The organism is Bacillus sp. FSL L8-0099 (assembly GCF_038006385.1).
In the GTDB taxonomy this organism is placed as follows: domain Bacteria; phylum Bacillota; class Bacilli; order Bacillales; family Bacillaceae_G; genus Bacillus_A; species Bacillus_A toyonensis.
On record NZ_JBBOVC010000001.1, the window covers coordinates 1,259,775 to 1,272,833 of the forward strand.

At 35.1% G+C, this 13,059-nt stretch carries 11 protein-coding genes and 2 pseudogenes; 11 read left to right on the forward strand and 2 right to left on the reverse strand.

What is annotated here, in order from left to right; translation table 11 throughout:
* Positions 1-5 precede the first annotated feature (5 nt).
* The 9 genes and pseudogenes from MHH42_RS06555 to cbpA all read left to right on the forward strand — a co-directional run bounded on the left by MHH42_RS06555 (position 6) and on the right by cbpA (position 9,121).
* Positions 6-1,007, forward strand: coding sequence for a putative 2-aminoethylphosphonate ABC transporter ATP-binding protein (locus tag MHH42_RS06555; RefSeq protein WP_000006203.1), 1,002 nt, complete (start codon positions 6-8; stop codon positions 1,005-1,007).
* A complete protein-coding gene (locus MHH42_RS06560) occupies positions 1,008-2,765 on the forward strand; it encodes a putative 2-aminoethylphosphonate ABC transporter permease subunit (RefSeq protein WP_141543574.1) in 1,758 nt (585 codons plus the stop codon).
* Between the two features lie 152 nt (positions 2,766-2,917).
* Positions 2,918-3,712 carry a phosphonoacetaldehyde hydrolase gene (gene phnX / locus MHH42_RS06565; RefSeq protein ID WP_000687390.1) on the forward strand — a complete coding sequence of 265 codons (795 nt, stop codon included), beginning with the start codon at positions 2,918-2,920 and terminating at the stop codon, positions 3,710-3,712.
* Between the two features lie 15 nt (positions 3,713-3,727).
* Positions 3,728-4,822 (forward strand): 2-aminoethylphosphonate--pyruvate transaminase, encoded by a 1,095-nt coding sequence (phnW, locus tag MHH42_RS06570; protein ID WP_340893030.1) that lies wholly within the window; start codon positions 3,728-3,730, stop codon positions 4,820-4,822.
* Positions 4,819-6,003: pseudogene (locus MHH42_RS06575) on the forward strand (saccharopine dehydrogenase family protein). Before phnW ends, MHH42_RS06575 begins: the two are co-directional and overlap by 4 nt.
* Positions 6,004-6,043: 40 nt before the next feature.
* Positions 6,044-6,826, forward strand: coding sequence for a DeoR/GlpR family DNA-binding transcription regulator (locus MHH42_RS06580; RefSeq protein WP_000117656.1), 783 nt, complete (start codon positions 6,044-6,046; stop codon positions 6,824-6,826).
* Between the two features lie 357 nt (positions 6,827-7,183).
* Positions 7,184-7,510, forward strand: a pseudogene (locus MHH42_RS06585) (NEAT domain-containing leucine-rich repeat protein); the annotation flags it as partial.
* A 231-nt stretch (positions 7,511-7,741) separates the two neighbouring features.
* Complete coding sequence (locus MHH42_RS06590) at positions 7,742-8,371, forward strand: class II aldolase/adducin family protein (protein WP_000895994.1); 630 nt, start codon at positions 7,742-7,744, stop codon at positions 8,369-8,371.
* Positions 8,372-8,497: 126 nt separating this feature from the next.
* Positions 8,498-9,121: a cyclic di-AMP binding protein CbpA gene (cbpA, locus tag MHH42_RS06595; RefSeq protein WP_001264227.1), complete on the forward strand. Its 624-nt coding sequence runs from the start codon at positions 8,498-8,500 to the stop codon at positions 9,119-9,121.
* A 163-nt stretch (positions 9,122-9,284) separates the two neighbouring features.
* Here the strand turns inward: cbpA and MHH42_RS06600 are convergent, their stop codons facing one another.
* The gene (locus MHH42_RS06600; protein WP_340893031.1) at positions 9,285-10,055 is read right to left on the reverse strand and encodes a divergent polysaccharide deacetylase family protein; all 771 of its coding nucleotides are present in this window, start codon (positions 10,053-10,055) and stop codon (positions 9,285-9,287) included.
* 484 nt (positions 10,056-10,539) lie between these two features.
* Here MHH42_RS06600 and MHH42_RS06605 point away from each other — a divergent pair, with 484 nt between their 5' ends.
* Positions 10,540-10,821 (forward strand): aspartyl-phosphate phosphatase Spo0E family protein, encoded by a 282-nt coding sequence (locus tag MHH42_RS06605; RefSeq protein WP_000495542.1) that lies wholly within the window; start codon positions 10,540-10,542, stop codon positions 10,819-10,821.
* Between the two features lie 29 nt (positions 10,822-10,850).
* Here the strand turns inward: MHH42_RS06605 and MHH42_RS06610 are convergent, their stop codons facing one another.
* Positions 10,851-12,347, reverse strand: a complete 1,497-nt coding sequence (locus tag MHH42_RS06610) for a DUF3149 domain-containing protein (RefSeq protein ID WP_097895113.1) — start codon at positions 12,345-12,347, stop codon at positions 10,851-10,853.
* Positions 12,348-12,542: 195 nt separating this feature from the next.
* Between MHH42_RS06610 and MHH42_RS06615 the strand changes: the two genes are divergently transcribed.
* A complete protein-coding gene (locus tag MHH42_RS06615; protein ID WP_000203343.1) occupies positions 12,543-12,989 on the forward strand; it encodes a MarR family winged helix-turn-helix transcriptional regulator in 447 nt (148 codons plus the stop codon).
* The last annotated feature ends 70 nt before the right edge of the window (positions 12,990-13,059 follow it).

A 13,059-nucleotide genomic window follows, 5' to 3' on the forward strand; every position in this document is an offset into this window, starting at 1 on the left:
GAAAAATGAGCGAATATTTATCAATTCAACACATTCAAAAACAGTTTGATACATTTACAGCGTTAAAAGATATTTCTTTTACAGTGAAAAAAAATGAGTTTGTTTGTTTATTAGGCCCGAGTGGTTGTGGGAAAACGACGTTGCTTCGCATTTTAGCAGGGTTAGAAGAAGCGACAACAGGTAGTATAGCTGTGAATGGAAAAGATATTACAGCATTGCCGCCTGGTAAGCGGAACTTCGGAATGGTTTTTCAATCGTATGCATTATTTCCGAATTTAACGGCGCTTGAAAACATTGAATACGGCTTAAAGACAAAAAAATATGAAAAAGCAGAAGTAAAAGAGAAAGCGCTATTGGCGTTAGAACTTGTTGACTTACTGAATGTAAAAGATAAATATCCTGCTCAAATATCTGGTGGACAACAGCAGCGAGTAGCACTTGCACGTGCGCTCGCTCTGTCTCCCGATATTTTGTTACTAGATGAGCCGTTATCTGCTTTAGATGCAAAAGTGCGTGAAAAGTTGCGTAGAGAAATGCGTGATTTGCAAGAAAAAGTCGGAGTAACAACTATTATGGTAACGCATGATCAAGAAGAGGCATTAACGATGGCTGATAAAATTGTTGTAATGAATCATGCGGAAATTATGCAGATTGGAACACCAGAGGAGATTTACCAAAGACCAGCCAATCCGTTTGTGGCAGATTTTATTGGTTCTATTAATTTCTTTTCGAAAAATAATGAAGAACACGCAATTCGTCCTGAACATGTAACAGTTGTGCACAATAATGGTATGAAAACTGTTGTAGAAAGCATGGAATTCCGGGGGGCTGTATACCGGACGGAAGTGCGGGTCATAGAAGAGAAAACACACCTTTATAACGAGAAAATCGTAGTGGATATATTGGCATCAGAAGTAGAAGCAACTTCTATTAGGAAAGGAAAGCAAATTCAAATCTCTTTCTCAGAAAATCATATGTTGTCATATGGAAAGAAGGTCATTGTATAGATGGAGATGTTAGAAAATTATCAGGTAGAAAATACGAAAAAAAAGATTAAGAGACGTATCGGTAAAGAAGAGTGGATACAGAGACTAGTAATTATCGGTATGCTTCTTTCATTTCTTATCATACTTGTATTGCCTTTATTACAATTGTTTACACAAGCCTTTTACGATAAAGATGGAGCTTTCGTTGGTGTTGCGAATTTCAGTAAATATTTCACAACATCAACTTTAGTTCAATCATTACAAAATACGATATGGATTTCGGGCGCGACAACAATTATTTCCGTTACACTCGCTTTCATTTACGCATATGCGATCGCTCGTACGAATGTTTTTGGAAAGCGCATATTTCAGTACGTAGCGTTATTACCATTATTCGCGCCAACGATGATGCACGGTATAGCACTTACATATTTATTTGGTAATCAAGGGCTAGTAACGAAAGGAATGTTTGGTTTATTTGAAGGTATACAAATCCCTTTATATGGACCGGTAGGAATTGTAATGGCTGAAGTTATGTATACATTTCCGCAAGCATTCCTTATTTTATTAATTGCTTTTCAAGGATCTGACTATCGTTTATATGAAGCTTCTAATATGTTAGGAGCGAGTAAAACAAAGCAGTTTCTTACTGTTACTTTACCTAGTGTAAAGTACGGATTAATTAGTGTAATGTTCGTTGTATTTACACTTAGTTTCACTGATTTTGGGGCGCCAAAAATTGTAGGAGGACAATATAATGTGCTTGCTACTGACGTATATAAACAAGTAATTGGACAGCAAAATATGCCAATGGGGGCAACTGTCGGAATGATTTTATTAATCCCAGCTATCTTTGCTTTTGCAGTTGATCGTATTACGCAAAGAAAACAGGCGAATTTTTTATCTTCAAAAGCAGTACCTTACAGAATAATAAATAATAAGAAAAGAGATGTTATTTCGTTCGTATATTGTAGCGTAATAACGCTTATGATTATTCTTTTATTCGTTGCAGTTGGTATTGCTGCAAGTGTAAAAGTATGGCCGTATAATATGAGTTTTACATTTGAGCATTTTAATTTTTCAAGTTTAACGGGAGATGGACTTGAAGCGTTTAAAAATAGTGTAATTGTTTCAGCGGTTACAGCGGTTATTGGGGCAATTTTAACATTTGTGTTCGCGTATGCAATTGAGAAAATAGACCAGCTACAATTTTTCCGAAAAACAGGTTACTTTTTCTCTATCGTACCTTTAGCAATACCAGGTTTAGTACTTGGGTTAGGCTACGTTTTCTTCTTTAGTCAACCAACAATACAAATATTTGGACTTTCCGTAACGAACCCGTTTCATTCTCTATACGGAACAATTGCTGTGTTAGTACTAGTTAATATCATTCATTTTTATTCTGTAACATTTGTTACGGCAACGACAGCTTTAAAGAAATTAGATCGAGAGTTTGAACTAGTTTCACAGTCGATGGGGATCCCGTTTTATAAAACATTCTTTCGAGTTACGGTACCGATGTGTCTACCAGCCATTTTAGAAATGGTAATGTACTATTTCGTAAATTCCATGGTGACTGTCTCGGCAGTTGTATTCCTATACGCAGCTGATTTTAAACTAGCTGCTGTGTCAATTGTAAATATGGATGATGCAGGAAATGTGGCACCAGCAGCTGCGATGAGTGTACTTGTTGTTGTTACTAATATTGTAGTAAGAGTTGTATATGAATGGGGAACGAAAGCACTTCGTAACCGAACGTCAAAATGGCAACAAAGATAAAGTGAAACTTTAATCAGTGGGGGCATCCCCCGCTGATTAATAGTTGAACCAATCGGACTTTTAAGGCAGCATGATTCCCGCCTAACTTCTTTGCGAGGGGGAGTCTTACTGCCTGGCGAACAGCGAGATAAATAAGAAGGGTGATGGATAGAATGAAAATAGAAGCAGTTATTTTTGATTGGGCAGGTACGACAGTTGATTACGGATGTTTTGCACCACTGGAAGTATTCATGAAAATTTTTCATAAACGTGGTGTTGAAGTTACAGCAGAAGAAGCACGTAAGCCAATGGGGTTATTAAAAATAGACCATGTAAGAGCACTAACAGAAATGCCTCGTATTGCGAATGAGTGGAAGCGTGTTTTCGGACAATTACCAACAGAAGCAGACATTCATGAGATGTATAAAGAATTTGAAGAAATTCTCTTTGCTATTCTGCCAAACTATGCCACGCCAATTGATGGGATAAGAGAAGTGATGGCTTCATTACGTAAAAGAGGCATTAAAATTGGCTCAACAACTGGCTATACGAGAGAAATGATGGATATTGTTGCAAAAGAAGCAAAATTACAAGGGTATAAACCTGATTTTCTTGTGACGCCAGATGATGTTCCAGCAGGTCGTCCGTACCCGTGGATGTGCTATAAAAATGCGATGGAACTTGGTGTGTATCCGATGAATCATATGATAAAAGTGGGAGACACGGTGTCAGATATGAACGAGGGCAGAAATGCTGGGATGTGGACTGTTGGCGTAATTCTCGGTAGTAGCGAGCTCGGCTTAAGCGAGTGGGAAGTTGAAACTATGGATCCGGTAGAACTTCATGAAAAGATGGAAGTAGTTCGTAATCGTTTCGTTGAAAACGGAGCTCATTTTACGATTGAAACGATGCAAGAACTCGAGAACGTAATTGAACATATCGAGAAACAAGAACTTATTATTTCATAAAAGGGGCAAAGGATCATGAATGGAAATCACTACTTATTATTAACGCCAGGACCATTGACGACAACAAAAACGGTAAAAGAAGTTATGCTATACGATTGGTGTACATGGGATGTTGAATATAACACAATGGTGCAAGATGTAAGAGCTAAACTTGTATCGTTAGCAACGAAAGAAGAAGAGAAATATACAACGGTTTTAATGCAAGGAAGCGGTACGTTTTCAGTTGAAGCAGTGATTGGTTCTGTCGTTCCTAAAAACGGAAAGCTTCTTGTTTGTACAAATGGTGCATACGGTAAGAGGATTGTGCAAATGGCAGAGATGTTACATATAAATGTGGTCGTGAGTCAAACAGAGGAGTGGGAACCTACTAATATTGCAGAAGTAGAAAAGTTATTGCAAGAAGATAGAGAGATTACTCATATTGCAGTAGTTCATTGTGAAACAACTACAGGTATTATTAATCCAATTGTAGATGTATGTAAATTAGGAAAGCGATACGAGAAGGTTACAATTGTTGATGCAATGAGTAGTTTCGGCGGGATTGAAATAGACATTGCTGATTTGCAAATTGATTTTTTAATTAGTAGTGCGAATAAATGTATTCAAGGTGTTCCTGGATTTGGTTTTGTTATCGCAAATCGTGATGAATTATTAAAGTGTAAAGGGCAAGCACGCTCTTTATCTCTTGATTTATATGATCAATGGGAAACGATGGAAGAGCAAAATGGGAAATGGCGTTTTACTTCACCTACGCATGTTGTACACGCTTTTTATCAAGCCTTGCTTGAACTAGAAAAAGAGGGCGGAGTAAGAGCACGTTGCAATCGATATTATAACAATCAAAAATTATTGGTGAACAGAATGGAAGAAATTGGATTCAAGTCATTAGTAGATGAAAAATATCAATCTCCTATTATTACATCGTTTATTTACCCAGAGGGATTTGAATTTCAGGAGTTATATAACGAGTTAAAGAGGTATGGATTTGTAATTTATCCAGGGAAAATTTCGAAAGTAGATACGTTCCGTATTGGAAATATCGGTGATGTACATGAGGAAGATATAAATCGTTTAGTTGATAGTATCGCCAAAGGAGTTGTTATAGGTTGAAAGTATTTTGCTTAGGTGGAGCAGGTAAAATTTGTCGTGAAGCGATTTTGGATTTAGTTCAATTTTCATCTTTTGAGACGATTACAGTAGCCGATTTTAACGAAGAAGAAGGCCGTAAAGTAGTAGAATGGCTCAACGATCCTCGTGTTGATTTTGTGAAAGTCGATGTGACAAATCATGAGGATACAGTTGCAAAAATGAAAGGCTATGACATTGTAATGGATGGTACGACGATAAAGTTAAATGGATTGTCTACTCGTTGTATTGCGGAAGCTGGGTGTCACGGTGTGAATTTGAATGGATTTGGTGAAGAAAATGAATCACATGCTATATTTGTTCAAAATGAAAAAACATGTTTACCCGGATTTGGTATGACACCAGGTGTAACGCAAATGATGGCCATGCATGCAGCAAATCAGCTAGATACTGTAGAGTATGTTCGTGTAAGTCACGGTTCGTATCGTCCAATTGCTTTTTCTGCATCAATTACAGAAACAACGACATATGAATATGATCCAAATTTACCATCGCGTACAGTATATGAAGATGGTAAGTTTAAGCAAGTACCTCCTTTTGCGCGACCAAGAGAAATTGAATTGCCAGCGCCTTATGGTAAAACAATGTAGTATATCATTCCGCATTCTGAAACGATTACGTTAGCAAAGGCACTAGAAAATAAAGGTGTCAAACTGATAGAGACGAGAGGAACTTGGCCAAAGAAAAATATGCAGCTCGTACGTGCTTTATATGATTACGGCATATTGCGTAATGATCAAATTGAAATAAACGGGAAAGAAATTGGCATTATGGATTGTATTTCGCAGTATTTATTACAATCGAAAGAAGGTCAAGAGACGGAAGTATACGGTTATGCACTTCATGTAGAAGTAGTAGGTATGAAAAATAATGAGAAACAGAGACATGTATTATATCATACACATCCGTTATCTGATGGATCTATTGTAGGATGGGAAAATTTAAGAGCTTATACGAGAAACGTCGGTATTCCATTTGGAATTGCTACCGAGTTAATTGCAAATGGGAATGTAAATAAAATGGGTGTTGTTACGCCTGAAGAAGCTTTCGAAAACCCACAACTTGTTTTTGATGAACTAGAAAAGCGCGGCATTTATATTCATGAAGAGGTTTTCACTGAAAAAGAAAATTATAATTTTGTATAAGCAAGGAACTTTATGAGGTAGATACAAATGGGGTGAAGCTATGTCTGTAGTAGGAGAAGAAAGAAAGCGGACTATTCTTGAAAAAGTAGAGTTTAAAGGAAAAGTAAAGGTTTCAGAATTAGCGAGAGAATTCGCTGTATCAACAGAAACAATTCGTCGATATTTAGAAGAGTTAGATCGTGAAAAAAAGTTGAAGAAAGTGTATGGTGGAGCTGTTCAACTTCCAGGTGCCGGGATAGAGGCGCCGATGTTAGAAAGAGAAATGCTACATATAGAAGAGAAGAAAAGAATTGGTTATAAAGCAGCAACATTTGTAGAAGATGGTGATGTCATTGCAATTGATGACGGAAGTACACCACTTCAGATGGTTCCATATCTTGTTCATCGAAAAAATTTAACGATTGTTACGAGTTCTTTTCCAGTAGCGACACAATTAATCTCTTCTATTAATAAAAAGATGTTTCACGGTGAAGTTTTATTTATTGGTGGAAAAGTATCACCAAAGCATTCGCGTGTATCAGGATCTATTTCTCAGCAAGTGATTCATCAATTTCATTTTCATAAAGCGTTTGTTTCGATTGATGGGTTATTACCTAGTTTTGGCGTTTCCAGTTTTGAATTAGAAAAAGCAAAACTGTCGGAAGCGATGATGAAATTAGCTGAGAAAACATATATTTTATGCGACCATACAAAAGTAGGCGTAAAAGGGAATTATAGAATAGCAGGATTTTCTCGTATTCAACATGTTATTTGTGATAAGAAAATGCCATATAGTTTTGAAGAAGAAGTTAAGAAGCATAATATTCAATGGACAGTGTGTTAAATAAAGTGAAAGCAGTAATGAAATAAAAGGTTTGCATTCATGCAAAAAGTGGACACATTTTCTCATTTCCTTCATATAATTTACCAATATAAAAAAAGTTGGCTGAAGGAAAGAAGGGGGAATATGTCAGAACGCATATATAATAAACTTGTATTGTATGCAAATATTTTACAAAAAATTGGTTTTATTAATGAGAAAGAAAAAAGTGAAATTCTTCATACGATAGGTAAAAAATCCCTTTGAATAAAGGGATTTTTATTGTGTATCGCTAGAAACATATTTTACATGTAATATTGCAGTTATCAATATAAGGGAATTTTATTTTGAAAAAATTATATTAAGGCGCTAGTAGTAGCAACATTAGGCGACAAAGAAACAGAGAAAGCAGATGATAACTCTAATTCATGCCATACGGAAACAAAGAATCAAGTGGATAGCCAAAATATGATAACAGATAAATAATTAAGAGAATTTGTTAATAAAAAAGTATGTAATAGAAAAGATTTAAATACACCAATTACGAAAGAAGAGTTATTGCAAGTAAAGGACTTGTTTTTAAATACGAATGAGATTATTGATTATCGTGCATTGAAATATATGCCGCATTTTAAATTTTTAACAGTTGCGAATGCGAAGATAAAAGATCCGTCATTCTTTACGAACTTAAAGCAAATGAGAAAAATACGTTATTCTTTCATTAGAAGAATAACGTATTTTTTATTGTAAAATGAAGTAGGACATGGACGGCGGGATTGGTATGTGAGTAGCCTATTTTTACGAGGAGCGTTGAAATCATATTGACAAAAAAGCATTCTCATGTGATAATTCAATTAAATTTTTAGAATAATCAAAAAATATTCCTTTTACATAGAAAGGATTCGAACATTATATAAATATTACGACGGGGGTGACGAAATGTTATTTTTTCTGAAGAAATGGAATGAATTAAAAGATGTGAAATCTGAATTGGCACTTCGTGATTGGTTTTATGGTACAAAAATTAGTTTATCGTTATGTACGTCAAAAGAGCCATTAACATTTTTAGTGAATGTCGAGGGAAGAGATAAAGGATTGTTTTCAGAAGAGGATTTTATTGTTGTCAATTGCATGTGTGAGCCAGTGTTTGAAAACGAGGAAAAACCAGCGGCAGAGTCATTTATGCATGCGGATATTTATAAAAAAAGCAGTGCGGAATGTATTTTACAAGTACAGACTGTAGATAGCCATTTAATATCAGAGTTATACGGAGAAGAAAGAGAAGTAACATTCGATAAACGTAGCGTGGAACGTGTTTTTGGAAAAGAAGGTATAACAGAAATGACAATTCCAATTGTAGAAGATGAAAAGAAATTTGCTGATTTGTTAGAAAGTAATGTTCCGAATTTTATTGAAGGTGGAGGAGTAGTTCTCGTTCATAATTACGGCATGATTGTGTGGGGGAAAACGCCAGAAGAAGCGAAAAAATGGCTAGAGGGTATAGAATATTTAATGAACTATCATGTAAAGTTGTTAATGATAAAAGGTGCGAAGAGCTCTGTTATATAAAAATGTTTGCGATGTTGTTACAATTCCATAAATAAATGAAAGCGTTTTAAAAATAATTTTACTCATAAAATATAGGTCTCCTTATTATATATAGATTACATGTTGACATGTAAGGAGGAACATATTTTGCGAGTTAAATATCATTTTCTGCCAAAACAGCAGGTGACTTATTGCAAGATAAATGATACTGGTGAAAAAGCATTACAAATTATGAATGAAACGGGATTTCGAGCAATCCCTGTATTAGCAGAAGATGAGAAGCTATTCATGGGGATTATTTATAAAGTAGATTTATTAGAAAAGAAGTGTAATAGCGGATTAGAGCATGTAAGTACAGGAGATATGTTAGAAAATTCCTCTGCATTTATTTTTGAAAAGGATTCTTTCTTCAGAGCTTTTTATGTGATTCGTCGTCTCCCATTTTTAGCGGTGCTAAATGATTATAATGAATTTGTTGGTATCTTAACACATTCCAATGTATTTGATGTTATTGAAGACTCATTCGGTATGCGGACGGGTGGTTATATATTAACAATTGCAACACAAGATTGTAAGGGAACGATTAAAGAGCTTGGGACATTGTTAAAAGCATATAATATCGGTGGGTTGTTTACGCTAGATAACGGTGATCAATATATTCGCCGTATTATCGTAAATATATCAGATGAGTTAGATGAAAAAAGATTAAAGAAATTAATCGAAAAAATAGAAAAAAAAGGATTCAGAGTGAGTCATGTAGATTATATTTAAGTGAAAAGGAAAGGTACCAATCTGCTATATGTAGAGTGGTACCTTTTTTTCGTGTAAGTGATGAATTGTCTCCCACTATTTTTGGGAGCACCGCCGCCCGTAAACGCCCGATTGGTGAGGGCTAATAATTAGTGGTGAATGCCCCACTAATTAAAGTTTCACTTTATTTTGAAACAGCAGGTGGAGATAATGCTAAATCAGACAAAAAAATAAAGTCTGCATGCTCGCGAATTTTGGGAATAGAGGTTTCTATAACACGTGATGTAATTTTACCTGGAGGCCCAACGTGTCCGATAGCTACCATAATTGGTTTTTCTTGAATTTTTTTGATAAGTAATTGAGCTTGTTTTGAAATATGTCCTGCTGTATAAACATCATCAAAAAATAGTTGGTTTTCAATAATAGGCACCCCTAATTCTTTTCCGATTTGTGGGACGACACTATTAGGGTTTGTTTTGCTATCTAAATAAAATAAACCGTGTTTTTTACAAGCTGTAAGTATAAGACGTACAATTCTTTCGTCAGCTGTTACTTTTGATCCCATATGATTGTTCATTCCAATTGCATGCGGTACTTCTTTAATCGCTTGTTCGAGTCGGTTGTTTATTTCTTCATCGCTTAAATCAGTTGTAAGTGCTTTTGGTCCAAGCCATTCTTTTTTACCTTTAATAGGTTCCATTGGCATATGTATAATAACTTCATGGCCTTTTTTATGGGCTGCTATTGCATCTTCTTTTGTAGAAGGAAGGAAAGGCATAACAGCAACAGTCAGTGGAATGGGAAGTGATAACATTTTATCAGTTCCCTTCATATTATTTCCGAAGTCGTCAATGACAATAGCTACTTTATTTGTATGGGCATTGGCTTGAATCGGAAACAAGAAGGATGGTAAGAACATAGTAAAAATGAGCAATGCAATCGTATATTTGCGCATATAAATATTTCCTTTCTATTTTATCCCGCTATTTGCGGGCAGTAAGATTCTCACCTCAAAATTCGGCTGGAGCAAAGAAGTTAGGGGGGAGATCCACTGCTCGTAAACGCCCGATTGGTGAGTGCTAATAATCAGTGGGGGATGAACACCCCCCACTGATTAAAGTTTCACTTTATCAATCATCATTATGTTTTGCGTTTTTATATAAATTAAACAAAAAATGTCGAAGAAAAGTATATGTTAAATAGAGAAACCGCTATTTAATTGGTATTTGTAAAAAAAGAAGATGAAAAAAATGTCTATTATTGCGAATGTATTTACAAAGATAGAATAATTTGTAATAATTCTCAAAGTGAGGGTAAAGATTTGTAAATTACAGGGAGAAAATGTTTAATTTTCTGATTCTTCAAATTTGAATATGATTAAGCAGGTAAAAGGTCAATAGTGAAGTTGAGAGCATGGAAGAATAATAAGGGGGATATGGATGTTTACTGTAAAAAGGAAGTACACATTAGAAAAGCTTTCACGTGATATTCATATGAAGCGTGAAGAAATGATTCAACTAGGATTAACAAGCGGGTTAACTAGTAGGGAAACAATTCAAGTTAGTCAAGAATTGGACAAGCTTATTTTACAATACCAGCGCTATAAAGAAAAACAAACACCAAAATGGTTTTCCATTATAAAGGTACCTATTTTCCAAATCGGATATGAAGGAAAATCGAATAATTTTTGGCGAATGCTTGTGGCGGGTTTTATGAAATAAGTATAATTACCCTTTTGTGATAAGGATAATTATACTTTATGTAACGGTATTTCGATATGAACTGTCGTTCCTTCGTTTTCTTTACTGTCAATAAAAATATGCCCATCGTACATCTCTACAATTCGTTTACATATGACAAGTCCAAGACCTGTTCCAGTATCTTTATTAGTAAAGAACGGATGAAAGAGGTGTTTTTGAATATGTTTTGGAATACCTTTTCCAGTATCAATAATTTGCAATTGTGCGTGTGTTTCATTGTCTGTTATGACAATGGTTAGTGTGTCACTAGAAGTCATGGCTTCAATTGCATTTTTTGTAATGTTTAAAACCACTTGTTTCATATGGTCTTTTGAGCAACGGATATGAACAGGATGGTCTGGCAAATGTAGATGGAATACAATGTTATGTAGATTCGCCTCAGATTGAATAATCAATGCTACTTCATTTAGAATAGTTCTCACATCATATGTTTGTTCAATGATAGCAGTTGGCTTTCCAAGAATAAGAAATTCACTTACAATTTCATTAATTCTCTCTATTTCTTGTTCGATGATGGAAAAGTAAAACTGATCCTGTTCATCTTTATATTTTTCTTTTAATAGCGCAACGAGTCCTTTAATTCCCGTAAGAGGATTGCGGATTTCGTGGGCTGTACTCGCTGCAAAAGTTCCAACCAATTCAATTTTTTGCAGTTCATTTTGTTGTCTTTCCAGCTTTGTTTGCCGTTTTAATAACATATATTGAGCGAGTAAAAATAAGATAGACATTAAAAATAAAGTAGCTATACATTCTATTGCAACCCATTGGTATAAAGTTTGCTTGTGGATAGGTAATGGAGAAACAGAGACCTTCCAATTTAACCTTTGGAGTGGGGTAGTGAGCATATTAGAATGCGCATCGCTTGTTTCATTATTGTCATCAGTTAGAAAAACTACATCATGTTTATCAGTTACTTCGAAATGGTATTGTGGTTTAATAGCATTTAAAGAAGATGAAATGTAGTCAAAGCGTAAACTTGCTAACAATAAGCCTGAGAGTTCCTTCTGTTTGTTAAATATTGGGGAAGCGATTATAATAGCTTGATGTCCAAGGACGCGATCTGTAATGACGGATGATACAGTTGTTTTCTTAGTTTGTAATGCGTCTTGAATATACTTGCGGTCTGAGACGTCTACAGGTCTTGATTCGCTTTCTGATGCGATGGTAATGGTTCCTTCTGGTGTAACGTAATATAGACCAGAAAAGCGCGCATCGTTTCCATCTGTATCATGTACAATTTGTTTAATCCCATTTATGTTACCAGTCTCGGTACCTACGACTTTTGCAAGCATTTCTAAGGCAGAAATTGCTTCACCAAGGTGATGATCTAAATAGTCTCTATATAAAAAGAGAACCGTATGAGCAGATGTTTTGTTTTCCTGCTTCATTTTATACGTATGATAGGAATAAAATGTAGCACCAATCACTATCGTTGGTAGGATAACAAGCAATATATATAAAACTATGCTTTGGAATTTGACTTTCAAATGTGGTACTCCTTCTTTTTTTATTATCATTATATATAAACTATGTTAAAATTGTCATGTTTTTATTCAAGAATCATTCGTAATATATTAGGGGAGAGGAAATGGATGAGTGAATGCTCATTCGGAACTCACATGAAGTATTAAGCTGTATTTTCTTTTTATTGCTGAGAATTTAAGTGAAGGGTTGAAAGTTGTATGACATCAAATAATGAACGAGAAGATATTTCTCAATCTTTAAAAGTATTTATTGCATTATCTCGTGTACACCGTTCTGTTATGGATACTACAAATAAATCTATACAAAGTAACGGGTTAAATCCAACTGAATTTGCTGTATTAGAACTGCTATATCATAAAGGTGGTCAACCACTTCAGCAAATTGGTGAGCGCATTTTAATAGCTAGTGGCAGCATTACATATGTTGTAGATAAGCTGGAAAAAAAGGGATTAGTAAAGAGAATCCCATGTCCGAATGACAGACGTGTTATTTATGCGCAATTAACGGAGTCTGGGGAGAGTTTTATTGCTTCTATTTTTCCGGGGCATGAGCAAGTTATACATCAGTCTTTTGAAATGTTAACGAAGGATGAAAAGGATGAATTACTTGATTTGTTGAAAAAAATTGGAAAGTATGAAAAGTGATACTATGTTCCAAAGGAGCTTTGGATAAAAAATCCAAGGCTTTTTTGCATATAAGTAAGTAAGATGGCAG

Excerpts from the sequence above, each read along its gene's own strand:
- MHH42_RS06555 (WP_000006203.1), top strand. The coding sequence starts at position 6 with ATGAGCGAATATTTATCAATTCAACACATTCAAAAACAGTTTGATACA.
- MHH42_RS06560 (WP_141543574.1), top strand. The coding sequence starts at position 1,008 with ATGGAGATGTTAGAAAATTATCAGGTAGAAAATACGAAAAAAAAGATT.
- phnX (WP_000687390.1), top strand. The coding sequence starts at position 2,918 with ATGAAAATAGAAGCAGTTATTTTTGATTGGGCAGGTACGACAGTTGAT.
- phnW (WP_340893030.1), top strand. The coding sequence starts at position 3,728 with ATGAATGGAAATCACTACTTATTATTAACGCCAGGACCATTGACGACA.
- MHH42_RS06580 (WP_000117656.1), top strand. The coding sequence starts at position 6,044 with ATGTCTGTAGTAGGAGAAGAAAGAAAGCGGACTATTCTTGAAAAAGTA.
- MHH42_RS06590 (WP_000895994.1), top strand. The coding sequence starts at position 7,742 with ATGTTATTTTTTCTGAAGAAATGGAATGAATTAAAAGATGTGAAATCT.
- MHH42_RS06600 (WP_340893031.1), bottom strand. The coding sequence starts at position 10,055 with ATGCGCAAATATACGATTGCATTGCTCATTTTTACTATGTTCTTACCA.
- MHH42_RS06605 (WP_000495542.1), top strand. The coding sequence starts at position 10,540 with ATGTTTACTGTAAAAAGGAAGTACACATTAGAAAAGCTTTCACGTGAT.
- MHH42_RS06615 (WP_000203343.1), top strand. The coding sequence starts at position 12,543 with ATGACATCAAATAATGAACGAGAAGATATTTCTCAATCTTTAAAAGTA.